The sequence below is a fragment of the Streptomyces sp. NPDC005533 genome (genome assembly GCF_042871845.1).
Classification (GTDB): Bacteria; Actinomycetota; Actinomycetes; order Streptomycetales; family Streptomycetaceae; genus Streptomyces.
In genome coordinates, this window is sequence record NZ_JBIAJH010000054.1 from 1 (window position 1) to 19,371 (window position 19,371).

13 protein-coding genes are annotated in these 19,371 nt (G+C 73.5%); 5 read left to right on the plus strand and 8 right to left on the minus strand.

The features are described 5' to 3' along the window. Nucleotides 1-164: 164 nt before the first annotated feature. Genes pucD through ACFYP3_RS32910 form a run of 3 tightly spaced genes read right to left on the minus strand, consistent with a single transcriptional unit; the run spans nt 165 to nt 4,074 of the window. On the minus strand, nt 165-2,567 hold the full coding sequence (gene pucD / locus ACFYP3_RS32900) for a xanthine dehydrogenase subunit D (RefSeq protein WP_388840723.1): 2,403 nt from the start codon (nt 2,565-2,567) through the stop codon (nt 165-167). A 2-nt stretch (nt 2,568-2,569) separates the two neighbouring features. Next, complete coding sequence (locus ACFYP3_RS32905) at nt 2,570-3,175, minus strand: (2Fe-2S)-binding protein (protein WP_301365325.1); 606 nt, start codon at nt 3,173-3,175, stop codon at nt 2,570-2,572. 2 nt (nt 3,176-3,177) lie between these two features. Continuing rightward, the gene (locus tag ACFYP3_RS32910) at nt 3,178-4,074 is read right to left on the minus strand and encodes a xanthine dehydrogenase family protein subunit M (RefSeq protein ID WP_326587260.1); all 897 of its coding nucleotides are present in this window, start codon (nt 4,072-4,074) and stop codon (nt 3,178-3,180) included. Nucleotides 4,075-4,327: 253 nt separating this feature from the next. On the opposite strand from ACFYP3_RS32910, the gene ACFYP3_RS32915 reads away from it, so the two are divergent. Both ACFYP3_RS32915 and ACFYP3_RS32920 read left to right on the plus strand, forming a co-directional pair. Then, nucleotides 4,328-6,007: a PucR family transcriptional regulator gene (locus ACFYP3_RS32915; RefSeq protein WP_388840727.1), complete on the plus strand. Its 1,680-nt coding sequence runs from the start codon at nt 4,328-4,330 to the stop codon at nt 6,005-6,007. A 180-nt stretch (nt 6,008-6,187) separates the two neighbouring features. Beyond that, on the plus strand, nt 6,188-6,961 hold the full coding sequence (locus ACFYP3_RS32920) for a hypothetical protein (protein WP_388840792.1): 774 nt from the start codon (nt 6,188-6,190) through the stop codon (nt 6,959-6,961). Between the two features lie 49 nt (nt 6,962-7,010). Here ACFYP3_RS32920 and ACFYP3_RS32925 read toward each other — a convergent pair whose 3' ends face one another. Further along, nucleotides 7,011-7,673, minus strand: a complete 663-nt coding sequence (locus tag ACFYP3_RS32925; protein ID WP_388840730.1) for a GntR family transcriptional regulator — start codon at nt 7,671-7,673, stop codon at nt 7,011-7,013. Nucleotides 7,674-7,777: 104 nt separating this feature from the next. Between ACFYP3_RS32925 and ACFYP3_RS32930 the strand changes: the two genes are divergently transcribed. Continuing rightward, nucleotides 7,778-8,653, plus strand: coding sequence for a (2Fe-2S)-binding protein (locus ACFYP3_RS32930; protein ID WP_388840733.1), 876 nt, complete (start codon nt 7,778-7,780; stop codon nt 8,651-8,653). A gap of 224 nt (nt 8,654-8,877) precedes the next feature. Continuing rightward, on the plus strand, nt 8,878-9,939 hold the full coding sequence (locus ACFYP3_RS32935) for a DUF2637 domain-containing protein (protein WP_388840736.1): 1,062 nt from the start codon (nt 8,878-8,880) through the stop codon (nt 9,937-9,939). 39 nt (nt 9,940-9,978) lie between these two features. Here the strand turns inward: ACFYP3_RS32935 and ACFYP3_RS32940 are convergent, their stop codons facing one another. The 4 genes from ACFYP3_RS32940 to ACFYP3_RS32955 all read right to left on the minus strand — a co-directional run bounded on the left by ACFYP3_RS32940 (nt 9,979) and on the right by ACFYP3_RS32955 (nt 18,191). After that, the gene (locus ACFYP3_RS32940; RefSeq protein ID WP_388840739.1) at nt 9,979-10,437 is read right to left on the minus strand and encodes an ATP-binding protein; all 459 of its coding nucleotides are present in this window, start codon (nt 10,435-10,437) and stop codon (nt 9,979-9,981) included. A 130-nt stretch (nt 10,438-10,567) separates the two neighbouring features. Continuing rightward, nucleotides 10,568-12,310: a pyruvate dehydrogenase gene (locus ACFYP3_RS32945; RefSeq protein WP_388840742.1), complete on the minus strand. Its 1,743-nt coding sequence runs from the start codon at nt 12,308-12,310 to the stop codon at nt 10,568-10,570. Nucleotides 12,311-12,386: 76 nt separating this feature from the next. After that, complete coding sequence (locus ACFYP3_RS32950) at nt 12,387-14,315, minus strand: protein phosphatase 2C domain-containing protein (protein ID WP_388840746.1); 1,929 nt, start codon at nt 14,313-14,315, stop codon at nt 12,387-12,389. A 102-nt stretch (nt 14,316-14,417) separates the two neighbouring features. Then, the gene (locus ACFYP3_RS32955) at nt 14,418-18,191 is read right to left on the minus strand and encodes a S8 family serine peptidase (RefSeq protein ID WP_388840749.1); all 3,774 of its coding nucleotides are present in this window, start codon (nt 18,189-18,191) and stop codon (nt 14,418-14,420) included. 198 nt (nt 18,192-18,389) lie between these two features. Between ACFYP3_RS32955 and ACFYP3_RS32960 the strand changes: the two genes are divergently transcribed. Then, nucleotides 18,390-19,367: a helix-turn-helix domain-containing protein gene (locus ACFYP3_RS32960; RefSeq protein ID WP_388840752.1), complete on the plus strand. Its 978-nt coding sequence runs from the start codon at nt 18,390-18,392 to the stop codon at nt 19,365-19,367. Nucleotides 19,368-19,371: the final 4 nt, after the last annotated feature.

A 19,371-nucleotide genomic window follows, 5' to 3' on the forward strand; every position in this document is an offset into this window, starting at 1 on the left:
GGGGGGGGGGGGGGGGGGGGGGGGGGGGGGGGGGCGGGGGGGGGGGGGGGGGGGGTGGGGGGGGGGGGGGGGGGGGGGGTGGTGCGCGGCCGCCCCCGCGCCCCCCCCGCGGGGGGGGGGGGGGGGGGGGGGGGGGCCCCCCCCCCCCCCCCCACCACGCCCGTCTAGAGGGTCCCGGTGAGGGCTTCCGGACGGATCGGCGTCTTGTTGATCTCAAGACCCGTCGCCTGCCGGATCGCCGCGATGACGGCCGGGGTGGACGAGAGGGTCGGGGCCTCGCCCATACCGCGGAGGCCGTACGGCGCCTTCGGGTCGGCGAGCTCCAGGACGTCGACCGGGATGGTCGGGGTGTCGAGGATGGTCGGGATCAGGTAGTCCGTGAAGGAGGGGTTGCGCACCTTCGCGGTCTTCGGGTCCACGATGATCTCTTCCATGATCGCCACGCCGAGACCCTGGGTGGTGCCACCCTGGATCTGGCCCACCACGGAAAGCATGTTGAGCGCCTTGCCGACGTCCTGCGCGGTCGCCAGCTCGACGACCTTGACGAGGCCGAGCTCGGTGTCCACCTCGACGACCGCGCGGTGCGCGGCGAAGGTGTACTGGACGTGGCCGTTGCCCTGGCCGGTCCTCAGGTCGAAGGCCTCGGTCGGCGCGTGCCGGAACTCGAGCTCGAGGTCGATGGCCTCGTCCTCGAGGATGTCGGCGATGTCCGCGAGGACCTCGCCGCCGTCGGTGACGACCTTGCCGCCTTCGAGCAGCAGCTCGGCGGTGGCCCACGCCGGGTGGTAGGAGCCGTTCTTGCGGCGGCCGATCTCCAGCAGGGCCTCGCGGACCGCCTCACAGGTGTTCTTCACGGCGCCACCGGTCATGTACGTCTGCCGCGAGGCGGACGTGGAACCGGCGGAGCCGACCTGCGTGTCGGCGGGGTGGATGGTCACCTGCGTGACACCCAGCTCCGTACGGGCGATCTGCGTGTGGACGGTGATGCCGCCCTGGCCGACCTCCGCCATGGCCGTGTGGACCATCGCGACGGGCTCGCCGTTGATGACCTCCAGGCGCACGCGGGCGGTGGAGTAGTCGTCGAAGCCCTCGGAGAAGCCGACGTTCTTGATCCCGACCGCGTAGCCGACGCCGCGGACGACGCCCTCGCCGTGCGTGGTGTTGGAGAGGCCACCGGGCAGCGCGCGGACGTCCGCGTTCTCGCCGGCGGACTCCCACTGGCGCTCCGGCGGCAGCGGGCGGGCCTTGACCCGGCGCAGCAGCTCGGCGACCGGCGCCGGGGCGTCCACGACCTGGCCGGTCGGCATGACCGTGCCCTGCTCCATGGCGTTGAGCTGGCGGAACTCGACCGGGTCCATGCCCAGCTTCGCCGCGAGCTTGTCCATCTGGGCCTCGTACGCGAAGCAGGCCTGGACGGCGCCGAAGCCGCGCATCGCGCCACAGGGCGGGTTGTTCGTGTAGAGCGCGATCGCCTCGATGTCCACGTCCTCCAGGACGTAGGGACCCACCGAGAGGGAGGAGGCGTTGCCCACGACCGCCGGGGAGGCCGACGCGTACGCGCCGCCGTCCAGGACGATCTTGCACTTCATGTGCGTGAGCTTGCCGTCCTTGGTGGCGCCGTGCTCGTAGTACAGCTTCGCGGGGTGGCGGTGCACGTGGCCGAAGAAGGACTCGAAGCGGTTGTAGACGATCTTGACCGGCTTGTTCGTGGCCAGGGCCAGGAGGCAGGCGTGGATCTGCATCGAGATGTCCTCGCGGCCACCGAAGGCACCGCCGACGCCCGAGAGCGTCATGCGGACCTTCTCCGGCGGCAGGCCGAGGACCGGGGCGATCTGCTGGAGGTCCGAGTGCAGCCACTGGGTGGCGACGTACAGCTCGACGCCGCCGTCCTCGGACGGCACGGCCAGACCGGACTCCGGGCCGAGGAAGGCCTGGTCCTGCATGCCGAAGGTGTACTCGCCCTCGACGATGACGTCGGCGCGCTTGCGGGCCTCTTCCACGTTGCCGCGGATGATCGGCTGGCGGTGCACGATGTTCGGGTGCGGGACGTGACCGATGTGGTGGTCGTCGCGGTTCTCGTGGATCAGCGGCGCGTCGGCGGCGAGGGCGGAGGCCTCGTCGGTGACGAGCGGCAGCTCGCGGTAGTCGATCTTGATCTTGGCGGCCGCGCGGCGGGCGGTCTCCGGGTGGTCGGCGGCCACGAGGGCAACCGGCTCACCGTGGTGACGTACCCGGCCGTTGGCGAGAACCGGGGTGTCCTGGATCTCGAGGCCGTAGTTCTTCATTTCGGCCGGCAGGTCGTCGTACGTCAGCACCGAGTAGACGCCGGGCATGGCGAGCGCCTCGGAGATGTCGATGGAGACGATCTCGGCGTGGGCGACGGTGCTGCGCAGGGTCTGGCCCCAGAGCATGTCCTCGTGCCACATGTCCGAGGAGTACGCGAACTCACCGGTGACCTTGAGGGTGCCGTCCGGGCGAAGAATCGATTCGCCGATGCCGCCCTTGTTGTGCTTCTGGGTGACGTTCGTCGGCGTGCCGGCGGGCGCGGTGCGGGTGTTCTGAGCCATGGTCAGACCGCCTCTCCCTGACGGGCGGCCGCGAGGCGGACCGCGTCGAGGATCTTCTCGTAGCCCGTGCAGCGGCAGAGGTTGCCGGACAGGGCCTCACGGATGTCCTGGTCGGACGGGGAGGAGTTCTCCTCCAGGAGCGCGTCCGCCTGGATGAGCAGACCCGGGGTGCAGAAACCGCACTGCACGGCGCCGGCGTCGATGAACGCCTGCTGGATGTTCGAGAGCTCCACGCCCTCGCCGGTCTGCGAGTCGCCCGGCTTGGCCTGCCACTGCTTGGCCGCGTCCAGGGACACGCCCTTGCTGCCGCAGCCGCCGCCGGTGCCGCAGGCACCGCCGTGGCCGTGCTCGTCGCGCTGCTTGGAGAACTCCGCCAGGCCCTCGACGGTCACGACGTCGCGACCCTCGACCTGGCCGGCGGCCACGAGGCAGGAACAGACCGGCACGCCGTCGAGACGGACGGTGCAGGAACCGCACTCGCCCTGCTCACAGGCGTTCTTCGAACCGGGCAGGCCCAGGCGCTCGCGCAGGACGTAGAGGAGGGACTCGCCCTCCCAGACGTCGTCGGCTTCCTGCTGACGGCCGTTGACAGTGAAATTGACGCGCATGATTACGCAGCCCCTTCAAGCGAGCGGCCGTTGCCGGTACCGCGGTACTGCTCCCAGGTCCAGACGAGCTGGCGGCGAGCCATGATGCCAACCGCGTGACGGCGGTACTTCGCCGTGCCGCGGACGTCGTCGATCGGGTTGGCCGCGCCGGAGGCGAGGTCACCGAACTGCTTGGCGATCGACGGGGTGATGACCTTGCCCGACTCCCAGAAACCGCCCTCTTCGAGCGCGGCGTTCAGGAACTCCTCGGCGGCCTTCGCCCGGATCGGGGTCGGGGCGGCCGAGCCGATGCCGGTGCGGACCGTGCGGGTCTCCGGGTGCAGCGCCAGACCGAACGCGCAGACCGCGATGACCATCGCGTTGCGGGAGCCGACCTTGGAGTACTGCTGGGGGCCGTCCGCCTTCTTCACGTGGACGGTCTTGATGAGCTCGTCGGCGGCGAGCGCGTTGCGCTTCACGCCGGTGTAGAACTCGTCGATCGGGATCAGGCGGGAGCCGCGTACGGACTCCACCTCGACCTCGGCACCCGCCGCGAGCAGCGCGGGGTGGGAGTCACCGGCCGGCGAGGCGCAACCGAGGTTGCCGCCGACACCGCCGCGGTTGCGGATCTGCGGGGACGCGACCGTGTGCGAGGCGAGCGCGAGACCCGGGAGCTCCGTCCGGAGGTTCTCCATGATCTGGGTGTACGGGACGGAGGCGCCCAGACGAACCACGTCCTCGCCGACCTCCCACTCCCGCAGGAGACCGATGCGGTTCAGGTCCAGGAGGTACTCCGGCCGACGGTGGTCGAAGTTGATCTCGACCATCACATCGGTGCCACCCGCAATCGGCACAGCTGTGGGGAACTCGGCCTTAGCGGCGAGCGCCTCCTCCCAGCTGGCGGGGCGAAGGAAGTCCATGTGCGGCTCTCTTCTTCTTCATCGTGTCGTTCACTTCAAGCCAGGAGGCCTACGGCCCTCGACTGGTCGTTCACGTGCTGTTAACGCGGTGTGGACTCAGTACACCGGCCCCCCGTCCCCCGGGTGCAGTCACCGAAACCATGAAGGAGTTGGCTGACGGCCTCCCTCGTCTTGTAGATTCGTATGAAAGGCAGGATGCGACGACCTGCCCGATTTCCAACGGCAACATTCGAGACAGATCGGCGGCGACACCATGCGGCTGCGCGCACTGCTGGAAACCGAGGCGCTGGGGCTGCGGCTGCTCGGCGGCGAGGAAGAACTCGACCGGACGGTCCGCGGGGTCATGACGACCGACCTGCGTGATCCCAGCCGGTACCTCTCGGGGGGTGAACTCGTCCTCACTGGCCTGGCATGGAGACGAAATTCAGCCGACTCCGAGCCGTTCGTACGAATCCTCGCGAGCGCCGGCGTCGCCGGGCTCGCGGCGGGCGAGGCGGAGCTGGGCGCGATCCCCGATGATCTCGTTTCGGCCTGCGTGCGCAACCGGCTGCCGCTGTTCGCCGTGAACGAGGACGTTGCATTCGCCACCATCACCGAGTACGTCGTACGGCAGGTTTCGGGCGAGCGGGCCGGTGATCTCGCGGCCGTCGTGGACCGCCACCGCCGCCTCATGACCTCGGGGCCGGCCGGCGGCGGCCCCGACGTGGTGCTGGATCTGCTCACCACCGACCTCGATCTCCGGGCCTGGGTGCTGTCCCCCACGGGCCGGCAGATCGCCGGGGCGGGCGAGCCGCTGGCGCCGGGCGTGTGCGCAGCACTGGCGAGCGAGCACCTCGCGGCGGTCCGGACGGGCCGCAGGGGACCGCACCGGATCTCCATCCAGGGTATTACCTACTCGCTCTTCCCGATCAGGGGACACGGGCGCGGCGCGGCTGGTCCGGGGGCCCGGGACCTGCGCGAGACCGTGCTGTCGGACTGGCTGCTGGCCGTCGAGGCGGACGCCGGCGACTGGCCCGCCGAGCGCCTGGACCTGCTCCAGGGAGTGACCCAGCTGATCGCCGTGGAACGGGACCGGCGCGACGCGGCGCGCACGGTGCGCCGCCGCCTCGCACAGGAAGTGCTGGAACTCGTCCAGACGGGTGCCGCGCCCGCCGAGATCGCCGCCCGTCTGCGGGTGGCGGCCCCGGTGCTGCTGCCCGGGCTGGGCGCCGCCCCGCACTGGCAGGTCGTCGTGGCCCGGGTGGACTGGGAGAGCGGGGACATCCCCGGCGGCCCGGTGGCCCAGTCGCTGCTGGAGGAGATCCTCGTCGACCCGTCCGTCTCGGGGCCGGAGCCCTCGGACCGGATCGCGGTGGCGCATGCGGGTGATGAGGCCATCGCCCTCGTGCCGCTGCCCTCGCTGTCCGGGGACGCCGGCGAGGACAAGGGCCCGGACTCCGCCCTGCACGCCGACGAGCTCCTCGCGGCCGTACGGGACCCCCTGGCGGCCGGTCTGGCCGACGACGGGCGGATCACGCTGGGCGTCAGCGCGGCCGTGCACTCCGCCGAGGGGCTGCGCGGGGCGCTGGAGGAGGCCCGGCACGCCCGCCGGGTGGCGGCGGCGCGCCCGGGCCGGGTCTGCGCGGCCGGCCACCACGAGCTGGCCTCGCACGTGCTGCTGCTGCCGTTCGTGCCGGACGACGTGCGCCGCGCCTTCACGGCCCGGCTGCTGGACCCGCTGCGGGACTACGACCGGCGCCACCGCGCGGAGCTGATCCCGACCCTGGAGGCCTTCCTGGACTGCGACGGTTCGTGGACCCGGTGCGCGACACGGCTGCACCTCCACGTCAACACGTTGCGCTACCGGGTCGGGCGAATCGAGCAGTTGACGGGGCGGGACCTGTCCCGGCTGGAGGACAAGCTCGACTTCTTCCTCGCACTGCGCATGAGCTGAGGAGATCCGCCCACGGCCGGAGGGGTCCGGCCGCGGGGCGGCTGATGATCCGTCCGGACTTTGTGAAAGAGTTCACCCGACCCCTTGGCCGATGCCGCCGATCCGTGCTCTCATTTCGCCCCAGGGCTCAACGATGTGCTGCTTGGTTGCTTTGGGGAGGGCAATGTGGCGGATACCGCCATGTCGGGTGCCGGAACAACCGGAGGGGACGACCCCCTCCAGCGGGCGATATGGCGGCTGCGCTCGCGCGGCTGTTGGACCGACGCGGCCGCGCTGCTGACGCCGCACCTCGCGGACGCGGGTGCCGCGGTCCAGCGCACCGCGCTGCTGGTCGAGCGGTGCCTGTTCACCGGTCAGGGGTGGGCCGAGGCCGAGGACGCGCTGCGGGTCGCCGAGGCGGTGGCACAGGACGACGACCACCGGGGCGCGGCCGCGTGCGAGCGGGGCCAGCTGGCCTACGCGGCCACCGTGCTCGGCGTGCGCGACCGGGCCGACGAGGCCCGTTCGGCGCTGGGCCGGGCGGCGGCCCTGCTGTCGCCGGAGTCCCGGACGCGCCCGCTGCTGGACTTCCGGCGCGGGCTGGTCGCCGAGCACCTGGCGGACGCCCCGCAGTCGGCCCGGCCGGCGTACCACCGGGCGCACGCGGGCGCGGAGGCGCACGGGGACACGCTGCTGCTGTCGTTCACGTGGCGGCACCTGGCCGCGCTCTCCTTGCGGGACGGCGAGGTGGCCGAGGCCCGCAAGGGCTTCGCGGAGTCCCTCCGCATCCGGGAGGACCTGGGCTTCCTGATCGGCACGGCTCCGGCGCTGGCCGCGCTGGCCGAGGCCGAGCCGGAACCGGAGGCCACCCGGCTGCGCGCGGAGGCCCGCCGCCTGTTCCACCTCCTGGGCGGTATCCCCACCTGGCTGGCGGACCAACTGCACCCCGCCCCGGCCCCTTCGCCCGCGGCGTAGCCCCGGCAGCCGCTGCGGCCTTCCCGGCACGGGGGTCCGGGGGCCGCGGTCAGGAGCCGGCGAAGTGCTCGCGGACCAGGGACTCGACCACCGGGAGGTCCCGCGCGATCAGCGCTTCCAGCAGCGCCGAGTGCTCCGCCGCGTCGGCGACGAGGTCCGCCCGCCGAATCCGCGGAGCGCCCGGCAGGGGCCACTGCGCCCGCCGGTGGAGTTCCTCGGCCACCTGCACCAACTGGGCGTTGCCCGCCAGCCTCAGCACCGCCCGGTGGAAGGCCCGGTCCGCCTCCGCGTAGCCCGGCAGGTCGCCCGCCGCGGCCGCCTCCGCCGTGGCGGCGGCCTCGGGGCGCAGGGCCTCCCAGGCGTCCGCCGGCGCCGTACGGGCCAGCCGGAGCATGACGGGGACTTCGAGGAGCGCCCGTACCTCGGCCAGCTCGGCCAGTTCCCGGGGGGTGCGCGACAGGACGCGGAAGCCGCGGTTCGGCAGGCATTCCACCGCTCCCTCGACCGCCAGCTGCTGCATCGCCTCGCGCACGGGGGTCGCGGAGACCCCGAAGCGCTCGCCGAGGGCGGGGCCGGAGTAGATCTCCCCGGGCGCCAGCTCGCCCTCGATCAGGGCCGCGCGCAGGGCGTCGAGGATCTGCCCGCGCACCGAATGGCGCAACACCTTGCGTGGTTTCTGTGCGGGTACCCGGGCTCGGGCCGTGTCGTGCACTCGGTCCTCCTCCGGATCGCGACCTGACCTGAGGATACGGCCTGATCGACATCGAGTAAGGTAAGGCTAACCTGCTAACGATCGTGCGATTCGGTGGTTCACCCATGGCCGTCACTGTCGTGACCCCTGCCCTGCACGCCCCCATCGCCCCGGACGGCTCTCCGGTGGCGGATGCGTACGCGCGCCTGGCCGAGGTCTACGGCGGCCTGCGGGTCGACGAGCGGGCCGCGCACGAGCCCGTCCCCCGCGGTGCGGGATGGGTCGGCGCGGACGAGCTCGCGGCCGGCGGACCGGCCCTGGACGCCTTCCTGGCCTGGGACGAGGCCCAGGTCCTCGAGGACTACGGGACCCGGGCCCGCCCCGACGTGATCGCGGGCTTCGGGCTGCACCGGTACGCGTGGCCGGCCTGCCTGCTGATCACGCTGCCGTGGTTCCTGCACCGGCGGGTGCCGGACCTCCCGGCCGGCGCGGTGGCCTTCCACCGGACCCTCGGCCGCATGTCCGTGCGCGTCGAGGACTTCGCGTGCCTGCCGGACGACCCGGCGGCCGGCCTCCCGGGGGCCCGTGTCGTGCCCGACGAGGAGGCGCTGCGGGAGGAGGTGCGGGCTGCGGTGGCCCGGCACCTCGAACCGCTGCTGGAAGGTTTCGGCCCGCGCATGCGGCGCGGCCGCCGCGCCCTGTGGGGCATGGTGACCGACGAGGTCGTCGAGGGCCTCTGGTACGTCGGCGAACTGCTCGGCGAGGAGCGCCGGGCCACGGCCGAGCTGGCGGCGCTGCTGCCCGGCTCGACCGCCCCGTACACCGGGGGCGCGGGGTTCCGTACGCTCACGGGTCCCGACGGCCGCGCGCTGCGGACCCGGGACCGGGCCGGCTGCTGCTTCTTCTACACGATCCGACCCGAGGACACCTGCGTCACCTGCCCCCGGACCTGCGACGCGGACCGCGTCGCCCGACTCGCGGCCGCCACCGCCGACTACTGAGCGTGATCTCGTCGCTAACCCACCCGTAGGGGTGGCCGTAATCGAACTCAACCCCGCCTGCGCGGGCACCAGTTCGAGTCACAACACCCTATCCGGCGGGCCGCGCCCCCCGATGGCGTCCACTTGCCCCGAAACCCGCGTGCACGGCTCACCGGCTACGCCACTATGGCGCCCGGAAAGCCGCACAGCCGCATAGCCGCATACGCGAGGCAAGGGACATCCGCATGAGACTGACCGACATATCGCTGGACTGGCTGCTGCCCGGCAGCCTGCTGATCCTGGGCGTGCTTGCGGCAGTTGCGGTGCTGGCCCGTGGCAAGCGCGAGAGCGAGAAGGCCGCGGCCGACGACAGCTGGGAGCGCAGCGAGGAACGGCGGCGGCGCAAGGAGGCCGTCTACGGCACCGCCTCGTACGTCCTGCTCTTCTGCTGCGCGGCCGTCGCCGCCGCGCTGTCCTTCCACGGACTGGTCGGCTTCGGCCGGCAGAACCTCAACCTCTCCGGGGGCTGGGAGTACCTGGTCCCCTTCGGTCTCGACGGCGCCGCCATGTTCTGCTCGGTGCTCGCCGTCCGCGAGGCCAGCCACGGCGACGCGGCCCTCGGTTCGCGCATGCTGGTCTGGCTGTTCGCGGGCGCGGCCGCCTGGTTCAACTGGGTGCACGCCCCGCGCGGCATGGGCCACGACGGGGCCCCGCAGTTCTTCGCCGGGATGTCGCTCTCGGCAGCCGTGCTCTTCGACCGCGCCCTCAAGCAGACCCGCCGGGCCGCGCTGCGCGAACAGGGCCTGATCCCGCGGCCGTTGCCGCAGATCCGGATGGTGCGCTGGCTGCGGGCGCCCCGGGAGACCTTCGGCGCCTGGTCGCTCATGCTGCTGGAGGGGGTGCGCACCCTCGACGAGGCGGTGGACGAGGTGCGCGAGGACAAGAAGGAGAAGGAGCAGGACCGGCACCGCCGGCGCGAGCAGCACCGCCTGGACCGCGCGCACATCAGGGCGCTCGGCCGCCAGCACCGGGCCTTCGGCCGCGCCCGCGGCGGTCGCCAGGTCGAGCTGCCCGAACTGACCCAGGGAGCGGGCTCCGCGCCGGTCGGCGCGGAGCCGGCCATACCGGAAACAGGACAACTGCCCCCGCGCCGCCGGCCCTCCCTGCAGGCCGTGAACGGAACCGAACCCCTTGACGTGACCGGCACCCGGACGGTGGACCTCACCGCCGAGGACGACACCCAGACCATTCCCCGGCTGGACTCGCTGGAGCGCAAACTGAAGGACCTGGAGCAGCAGTTCGGCTGACCGGTCCCGATCGGGGAAGACCCCGGAGGGCCCGCCTGCTCAGGCGGGCCCTCCGGCGTACGGCGCGTCGTCGCGCCCGTCGAGCTCGAACCACACCACCTTGCCGCTGCCCAGGGCCAGCGCGTCCACGCCCCAGTCGTCGGCGAGCGCCTGCACCAGCACGAGTCCCCGGCCGTGCGTACCGTCGTCGGCGGTCGGTACGTACGGCCGGGGTCGGCGTGCGGTGTAGTCCCGGACCTCCACCCGTAAGCGTGTGGCGTCGAGGCTGGCGGACACCTCGGCGCCGCGGTCGGTGTGGACGAGGGCGTTGGTGACGAGCTCGGTGATCAGCAGCTCGGCCACTTCGGCGGTATCCGTCCGGCACCGGTGACGCATCAACTCCCGCAGGGCCTTGCGGACTTCTCCCACCGCTTTCAGGTCGGCCCGGCGCACGCTCCGGCTGATCCGCAGCGCGTCCAACGCTCCCCCGTCCTCACCGGCGGACGGTTCACGCGGCACCGGCCTCCCTCTCGGCCACATCTTCCCGGTCTTCGCCCCCACCCGCACGGCGATGTCCCTCCCCGCGTCCATGCTCTCGAACAGGTCTACGGGATGCATGCCCCCCGGGGGGTTCCGCACTCCTGCGGGCTTACGGGCGGGGCACGTTGCGGAGGTTGGATCGAGCCATCTGGATCATGCGGCCCACCCCGCCGTCCAGCACGATCTTGCTGGCGGACAGTCCGAATCCGGTCACCATCTCGGCACTGATCCTTGGCGGAATCGACAGGGCGTTGGGGTCCGTCACCACATCGACCAGAGCGGGCCCCTTGTGCCGGAAAGCGTCCTTCAGAGCCCCTGTGAGCTGCTTGGGCTTCTCCACGCGGACCCCGTACGCACCCGCCGCACGGGCGATCGCGGCGAAGTCGGGGTTCTTGTTGGTCGTCCCGTAGGAGGGCAGGCCGGAAACCATCATCTCCAACTCGACCATTCCGAGAGATGAGTTGTTGAAGAGGACCACTTTGACGGGGAGGTCGTACTGCACCAGGGTGAGGAAATCTCCCATCAGCATCGAGAAACCGCCGTCACCCGACATCGACACCACTTGACGGCCCCGGTCGGTGAACTGTGCGCCGATGGCCTGCGGGAGGGCGTTGGCCATGGAGCCGTGACTGAAGGAGCCGATGATGCGGCGTTTGCCGTTCGGGGAAAGATAGCGCGCCGCCCACACGTTGCACATGCCGGTGTCGACGGTGAAGACGGCGTCCTCGTCGGCCAGTTCGTCGAGCACCGCGGCGACGTACTCGGGATGGATCGGGGTGTGCTTCTCGACCTTGCGCGTGTAGGCCTTCACCACCCCTTCCAGGGCGTCGGCGTGCTTCTTGAGCATCCGGTCCAGGAAGCGGCGGTCCGTCTTGGCCTTCACCCTCGTGTTCAGCGCGCGCAGGGTCTCCCGTACGTCACCCCAGACGGCGAGGTCCAACTGGGAGCGACGGCCGAGGTGTTCGGGCCGGATGTCCACCTGGACGATCTTCACGTCGTCGGGGAGGAAGGCGTTGTACGGGAAGTCCGTGCCGAGCAGGATCAGCAGGTCGCACTCGTGGGTGGCCTCGTAGGCCGCGCCGTAGCCCAGCAGCCCGCTCATGCCGACGTCGTAGGGGTTCTCGTACTGGATCCACTCCTTGCCGCGCAGGGCGTGCCCCACGGGTGCCTTGACCCGGCCGGCGAACTCCATCACCTCGGCGTGCGCCCCGGCCGTACCGCTGCCGCAGAAGAGCGTGACCTTGTCCGCCTCGTCGACGAGGCGCACCAGCTTCTCGATCTCGCCGTCGCCGGGCCGCACCGTGGGGCGGGCCGTGACGAGCGCGTGCTCCACCGCCTTCTCCGGGGCGGGCAGGGCGGCGATGTCCCCGGGCAGCGCGACCACGCTGACCCCGCTGCGGCCGACGGCGTGCTGCACGGCGGTCTGGAGCAGCCGGGGCATCTGCGCCGGATTGGAGATCAGCTCGCTGTAGTGGCTGCACTCGCGGAAGAGCTGGTCGGGGTGGGTCTCCTGGAAGTAGCCGAGACCGATCTCGCCGGAGGGGATGTGCGAGGCGAGCGCGAGGACCGGCGCCATCGAACGCTGCGCGTCGTACAGCCCGTTGATCAGGTGCAGGTTGCCCGGGCCGCAGGAGCCCGCGCAGGCGGCGAGGCGGCCGGTGATCTGGGCCTCTGCGCCCGCCGCGAAGGCGGCCGTCTCCTCGTGGCGCACCTGGATCCAGTCGATGTCACCTGTCCGGCGGATCGCGTCGACCACCGGATTGAGGCTGTCGCCCACGACTCCGTACATCCGCCGCACGCCGGCGCGCACGAGGATGTCGACGAACTGCTCCGCCACGTTCTGCTTGGCCATGAGGGGGGCACCCTTCCCGGTCTCCGGTCCGGTCTCTCCGACACGGGTGCCTCCCATCCAGCCACGTGTGCGCCGGTTACGCCTCCCAGACTGCGGCAGCCGTGCGGTCGTCGGCGTAGCCCTTGAGGCGCAGCTGGACGTCCGCGAGGAAGGCGGCCAAGCCGGGCGGCTCCGCCTCGCTCCAGCGCGCGCCGAGCTCCGCCGTGAGGGCGGCCTCCTCCCGCATCGGCTCCGCCAGGCCGCCGGAGCACAGCAGCAGGGTGTCACCGGGCCGGGCTACGGCCGCGCGGAACCGGAACGCGGCCTCGGCCTCGTCGTCGGGTCCGGCGGCTCCCCGGGCTCCGGGCGGACCCGCGGGTTCCAGGTCCTGCCACTGACCCGAACGGAGGCGGAAGAGCCCGCCCGCGCCGGAGCCGAAGCACACCCGGGTGCGGCAATCGGGGTCCACCGGGAGCAGCAGCCCGCGCAGCCCGGCGGTGTACGCCGCCTCGTCGAGCCCCAGCTCGGCGGCGCGGGCCCGCAGCCGGCCGTAGCCCCGGTCGGTGAGCCGCTGGAGGCCCGAGCGCAGGGCGTCGCGGCGCCCGGCGCGGATGTCCTCGGCCAGCCGGCTCTGGCTCCGCCCGACGGCCGCCGCGACCGTGCGGCACAGCTCGGCGGCGGCCGCCGCGGCCCCGGGCGCGGCCCGGTCCCCGCCGGCCAGTGCCACCAGGACCAGGGCGTCATCGCCGCTGCCGAAGCGGGCGGTGAGCAGGAAGTCCCGGCGCACCTCGCCGCGGAAGCGGGCGGAGTCCCCGCGCAGGGAGGCGGCGCGCAGGGTGTAGGTGCCGTACCGGGCCCCCTCCAGCACGGTGTCCGGGGTCAGCGCGTCGAGGGCGGCCGGGTCGGCGGGCGGGAGCGCGCCCGGTTCGGCGGCGTAGGTGGGCGCGCGGTCACCGAGGTGGTGCACGGCGGGCCGCCGCTGCGCGGGGTCGTCCGTCGGGGGTTCGGGCGCGGGCGGGGGCGGGGGCGTGGGCACCTCCCGGGTCCGGTCCTCGGGGCGCGGCGCGTGCGACCGCACCCGAACCGGCAGCTCCGCCCCGGACACCGGCGGCACGTCGACACCCCCGAGCGCGTACCCGGTGGCCCCACCCGCACGCGGATCCCGCGGGGCGGCGCCCCCCGGCGGTGACGTGTCCGGCGCCGGGCCCGCGGGCGCGGACGGCGGACCCGGGACGGCGGACCCGGCCGAGGACGGGGCCTGCGTGGGCGGGGCCGGGGGCGACGGCGGGGCCGAGGCCGGGGGCGGGCTCGGAGGCGAGGCGGGGACCGAGGTCGGAGCCATGGGCGGGCCGGGGACCGGCGGCGGCGTGGGGGCCGGAGGCGGGAACGGGGCCGCCGGCGGGGCCGAGGGCGTGGGCGGGGCCGGAACCCCGGGCGGTGCGGAGGCCGTCGGCGGCGCGGGGGCCGAAGGGGGGAACTGCGCCGCCGGCGGGGCCTGCGCCGCGGGTGGTGCGGAGGCCGTCGGCGGGGATTGAGCCGATGGAGGGGCCGGGAAGGGGGAGGCCGGAGCCGTGGGTGGGGCCGGGGGCGCGGGCTGGGGCGGCGGCACGGGGGCCGTCGGCGGCGTGTGCTGCTCGCCGCGCGCGGGGCCCTGGGCCGGGCGGGGGCCCGGGAGGAGCGGCGGGGGTGGGGGCGGGGCGTGGCGCTCGCGGGGCGACGGCACGTCCGGCGCGGGCGGCGGTCCCTGGGCCGGGCGCGGGCCCGGGAGCAGCGGCTGGGTCCGTCCCGGGCCGCCGGCTCCGTCGTCCCGCACCGGCGCCGGCACCGGCGGCCGGGCGGGCAGGCCCGCGTCCGCTTCCGGCCGTGCGCCCGGCAGCGGTTCCCGGTCCGGCGGTGCCGGGTCCGTCGTCACTCCGGCCGCCGAGCGGAACCGGTGGTCCAGGGTGTCCCCCGGGTCGGCTTCCGGCCCCGCGTCCGGGTCCTCGTAGAGCTTCTGCCACCAGTCGTCCGCGCCCTGCTGACTCATGCCCTCATTCTCGGCCTCCCGCACGGGCGGAAAACGCCGAACGCACGAAAAGGGTCCACCGGGCCGCCGCCCGGTGGACCGTTTCCGCCCTGCCCGTACGGCCTAGCGCACCTCGTACGCCCGCGCGACCGTCTGGGTGACCGTCGCGCCCTTCGCGTCGGTGAGTTCGACCGTCAGGGACACCGGCTTGCCGGAGGCTCCGGCGTGGTCCACGACCGCGGTCCACCGGCCGCCCCGCTCGGTCACCTTCGCCTGCGTCCAGTTCTCGCCGTCGTAGGAGTACGACAGCTTCGCCGACTTCAACGCACCGGGGACGTAACCGGCGTGCCCGGTGACGCCGAGCCCGATGCTCTGGCCGTTCGCCGCGGCGACCGTCTTCAGCCCGTCCAGCGGGGCCGCGTACCGCGGGAAGAGGACCGGCAGGCCCTGCGAGTACGCCGACGCGTCCAGCTTCGAGGTGAAGCCCCAGGTCGTGCGGACCCAGGTGGAGCGCCGCCAGACACGGGCCGGCGCGCCGATCTTCTCGATGCTCTGGGTCAGTTCGTAGCGGCTCTCCTCGGCCGGGACCTCGAAGACGCCGAACGGGTACCAACTGTCGCCGATGACCTCGCCGTTGCGCTTGAGCTGGAGTGCGCCGACGTCACCGAAGGAGCCCGGCTGCGCGGCGTGGCCGCTGTCGCCCCACATGGCGGGGGCGAAGCCGATCAGGTTGCCCTGCCGCTCGGCGGCGAGGGTCTCCTTGCCGGCGGGGTCGCGGGGCGCGACCGGCCCGGTGATCCCGTCGTACCACGCCGCCTCGGTCTTGCGGCCCTTGGCGTAGGTGTGCTGCTCGCCGACCATGAACTCGCCCCAGGGGAAGCTGCTGGAGAGCAGCTGGTCCCAGGCAGTGTCCCCGGGCGAGTAGTACTCGGTGCGCGTGCCGGGCGCCGCGACGGTCTCCGTCCCGCCGAAGTAGACCGCGCTGCCGATCGGCCGGTAGGCGCCGGCCACGTCGATGAAGTCGGCCGCCACGCCCATGGAGTGGTACGTGGAATCGACCCGGCCGAGGTCGCGGTCGCGCACCCGGTACGAGCGGCCCCCCTTGACCTCACCCGTTTCGGGGAAGGCGAGGGAGTAGGCGTACGGGCTCTTCGCCGTGGCCTTCCACGACAGCGTGACCTTGCCCGCCTTCAGCCCGGCCAGGAGCGCCTGCCCTTCGGCGGCCTCGACGGCCAGGGTGGGCAGTGCGCCGCCCGCGTATCCGGTGAAGGCGACCCAGCGGCCCGGGGCCTCGCGGTGGGCGAGCACCGCCTTGGCGCCGGCGGCCTTGGCGTTCTGCGCGACCTCGTACAGGGCGCCGTCCACTGCCTTCACCAGGACGACCGCGTCCTTGGCACCGGCGGCGGCGAGCTCCTCGGGGGTGCCGGAGCCTGCGTCGACCAGCGGGGCGCTGCCGGTGCCGTCGAGGTTGTCGCTGCCGGTGGAGGCGGTGATCGGGTGCAGGACCGGTCCGCCGACGGCCCTCAGCTCGGAGATCAGCGGCGCGGCCGCCCGCCAGTAGCTGCCGAACTCGAAGTCGCCGTCCTTGGCGCGGCCTTCGACGGAGGCGTAGAAGCCGCGGATGGTCCGGCCGCCGGCCGCGGTGCCCGCGTGCAGCCATGCATCACGACCCCAGCTGCGGGCGAAGCCGAGGGTGGTGTTGCGGGCCTCGACCGGCTGGTCGGCCGCGATGGCCAGGCGCCCGGCCTTGCGGGCGTCGAGCACGATCGTGGTGTCCTTCCTCAGCTCGACCTGGGGGCGGCCGAGGTAGGTGAGGGAGTCGATCAGTTCGGCGCCCTCCCCCGCGTCCGGGGTGCCGACGTAGGCGGAGAGGAAGTAGGCGCCCGGGCGCACCCGGTAGACCTGGTCCGCGGAGCCGTCGTTGAAGCGGCGCTCACCGCTCGCGTCGTCGGTGCCGATGACGTCCAGTGAGGAGGGGCCGGCGGCGGGCTTGCCCGCGCGGTCGAGGAGCTTGACGCGCAGGGTCACCGTCTCGGGCTCCAGGTAGAGCGAGAAGGGGGTGGAGACGCGGACGGCGTTCGCGGTGGCGACGACGCGGCCGGTGACGTCCCCGTACTGGGAGCGCTCCAGCTTCGCGGCCGGGTCGAGGACGAGGGGCACCGTGACGGTGGCTCCGGCCGGGACGGTGACGGTGCGCTCGTCGAGGCGGGCGATCCGGCCGCGGACGGTGGAGCCGTCGTTGCCGGTGACCTTCTCGACGGCGAGGTCCAGCGTGACGGGGTTCGTGCCGAGGTTGGTGTACGGGACCTCGACGGTGGTGCGGTCGCTGCGGTCCTGCGGCCAGTTGTAGGCGCCGCCCTGGACGGCGGGGGCGCTGGTGACGGTGGTGTCGATCGCGGCCTTGACGTCGAGGCGGCCGCCGCCGGTCTCCCGTACGTCGCCGGGGACCTCGGTGTTCGCGGATCCGACGAGGGCGGCCTTGATCTGCTGCCCGGTCCATTCGGGGTGGCGCTGTCTGACGATGGCGGCGGCGCCCGCGACGTGCGGGGTGGCCATCGAGGTGCCGGACATGGACTGGTAGGCGTACACGCCGCGGCCGCCCGCGGCGGCGGCCGAGATCCCGACGCCGGGGGCGGCGATCTCGGGTTTGAGGGTGTGCCGGAGACCGGCCGGGCCGCGGCTGGAGAACGTGGCCGTGGTGTCGTCGCGGTCCACGGCTCCGACGGTCAGCACGCTCGCCGCGCAACCGGGCGAGGAGACGGTGTTGTTGCCGGGGCCGGCGTTGCCGGCGGCGATCACGAACAGCGGGCCCTGCCGGGAGAGCCGTTCGGCGGCCTCGGCGAGGGGGTCGTCGCAGGCGGTCCGGGAGGGGTCGCCGAGGCTCATGGAGACCACGTCGGCCTTGGACTCGACGGCCCACTCCATGCCCGCGATGATCCACGAGTCGAGGCCGTAGCCCGCGTCGTCGAGGACCTTCCCGCTGAGCAGTTCGGCGCCGGGAGCCACGCCCTTCTTGGCGCCGCCGCTCTCGGCTCCGGAGCCTCCGACGGTGGAGAGGGTGTGGGTGCCGTGGCCCTGGCGGTCGGCGTCGGTGTCGGAGTCGGTGAAGTTCCTCGACGCGCCGACGCGGCCCTTGAGGTCGGGGTGTTCCAGGTCGGTGCCGGTGTCGAGGACGGCCACCTTGGCGCCCTTGCCGTCGTATCCGGCGGCCCAGGCGGCGGTGGCGGCCACCTGCTTCGTCGAGCGCTCCAGGTTCGCCCGGACCCTGCCGTCCAGCCACAGCTTCTTCAGCCCGCCCGACACGGAGCGCGCGCGGGCGTCCGTACCGGTGACGTCGGCCCAGAAGGCGGCGGCCCGCTCCTTGTCGGCGGCGAGCGCGACGGCCCCGATGGAGCCGAGGACGAGCGAGCGGTCCGCGCCGCGGGGGGCGGGCGGGGCACTGCGCGCCACGTTCACGGAGCCGTCGTAGACCGCGATGAGCGGGAGCTTCTTGGTGTGCGCGTCGTCGTAGCCCTGCCGGACGAGGCCGGTGACGTTGAAGAGCTCGTGGTCGACCCGGCCCGCGGCGAGCGCCTTGACCGCGCCCTCGGGGTACACGTACAGGTCCTTGCCGGACTGCTTCGTCTGCACGAGCGGCTGTGAGCCGTCCGCGCGGGGCATCGCGGTGGCGGCCGTGCGGCCGGCCGCGTCGGTGGAGACCAGGATCCGGTCACCCGTGACGAGGGTGACGGTGACGGGGGCCGTGGGCTGCTTTCCGGCCGCCTCGCTCCCGACGAGTGGTCTCTGTCCCGCTCCGGGCGCTCCGTCGGTCGGCTGCGCCGTCGACGGGCCGACGGCGGTGACGGCGAGCGCGGCCGCGGTGGCCGCCCCGAGTGCCGTACGCGATATCGGGCGCATCGCTCTCCCCAGGTGAATTCCGGCCAACTGCTGCATTGCACGGCAAAGCTGCCGCGCAAATGGCTTCTGGCCGGCGGATGTTGGTGCTGCGGTGGCGCCACCTTGGCAGAGGGGCGGGGGGTGCGGCGATGATGTCCGCGGCGGGTTTGCGCCGTGGCCGCTTCCCGCCAGGCGCTGTGTCGAAAGGTGGTGGACGGGTTGCTGGGTGCCCTAGGTCTCGACGAGGGCCAGGAGTCGGCGTACCGGGTGCTGGTGGCGCTGGGTGCGGCGGAGGTGCCCGACCTCGCGCACCGGCTGACGCTGCCGGTGCCGCAGACCGAACGGGCCCTGCGCCACCTGGAGCGGCACGGGCTCGCGGCGCAGTCCTCGGCCCGGCCGGGACGCTGGGTGGCGGCGCCGCCCGGGGTGGCGCTCGGGGCCCTGCTGACCCAGCAGCGGCACGAGCTGGAGCAGGCGGAGCTGGCGGCGGCGCTGCTGGCGGAGGAGTACCGGGCGGAGGCGGCCGAGCCGGCGGTGCACGACCTCGTGGAGGTGGTGCAGGGCGCGAGCGCGGTGGCGCACCGCTTCCACCAGCTCCAGCTGGGGGCCGAGAAGGAGGTGTGCGCGCTGGTCACCGGCCGGCCGCAGGTGGTGACGGGGACGGACAACGAGGCGGAGGACCGGGCCTCGGTCCGCGGGGTCGACTACCGGGTGGTGATCGAGCGGGAGGTGCTGACCCTGCCGAGCGGGATCCGGGAGGCCTCCACGGCGCTGGCCCGCGGCGAGCAGGTCCGGGTGACGGGGCAGGTCCCGACGAAGCTGGTGATCGCGGACCGGACGCTCGCGATGGTTCCGCTGACGGCGCGCGGCGCGGAGCCGGCGGCGCTGGTGGTGCACGCGTCTGGGCTGCTGGAATCCCTCACGGGCCTGTTCGAGGCGGTGTGGCGGGAGTCGCTGCCGTTGCGGCTGGGGGCGGCCGGCTCGGCGGAGGAGTCCGACGGCTGCCCGGACTCCACGGACCTGGAGATCCTGTCCCTCCTCCTGGCGGGCATGACGGACGCGAGCGTGGCGAAACACCTGGAGCTGGGCCTGCGGACGGTGCAGCGACGGGTCAAGGGCCTGATGGAGCTGTCCGGGGTGACGACACGGCTGCAGCTGGGCTGGCACGCGTACGAGCGGGGCTGGGTGGCCCGATAGGCGC

Coding starts and splice junctions, on each gene's coding strand:
- pucD (WP_388840723.1), bottom strand. CDS start 2,567: ATGGCTCAGAACACCCGCACCGCGCCCGCCGGCACGCCGACGAACGTC.
- ACFYP3_RS32905 (WP_301365325.1), bottom strand. CDS start 3,175: ATGCGCGTCAATTTCACTGTCAACGGCCGTCAGCAGGAAGCCGACGAC.
- ACFYP3_RS32910 (WP_326587260.1), bottom strand. CDS start 4,074: ATGGACTTCCTTCGCCCCGCCAGCTGGGAGGAGGCGCTCGCCGCTAAG.
- ACFYP3_RS32915 (WP_388840727.1), top strand. CDS start 4,328: ATGCGGCTGCGCGCACTGCTGGAAACCGAGGCGCTGGGGCTGCGGCTG.
- ACFYP3_RS32920 (WP_388840792.1), top strand. CDS start 6,188: ATGTCGGGTGCCGGAACAACCGGAGGGGACGACCCCCTCCAGCGGGCG.
- ACFYP3_RS32930 (WP_388840733.1), top strand. CDS start 7,778: ATGGCCGTCACTGTCGTGACCCCTGCCCTGCACGCCCCCATCGCCCCG.
- ACFYP3_RS32935 (WP_388840736.1), top strand. CDS start 8,878: ATGAGACTGACCGACATATCGCTGGACTGGCTGCTGCCCGGCAGCCTG.
- ACFYP3_RS32945 (WP_388840742.1), bottom strand. CDS start 12,310: ATGGCCAAGCAGAACGTGGCGGAGCAGTTCGTCGACATCCTCGTGCGC.
- ACFYP3_RS32950 (WP_388840746.1), bottom strand. CDS start 14,315: ATGAGTCAGCAGGGCGCGGACGACTGGTGGCAGAAGCTCTACGAGGAC.
- ACFYP3_RS32955 (WP_388840749.1), bottom strand. CDS start 18,191: ATGCGCCCGATATCGCGTACGGCACTCGGGGCGGCCACCGCGGCCGCG.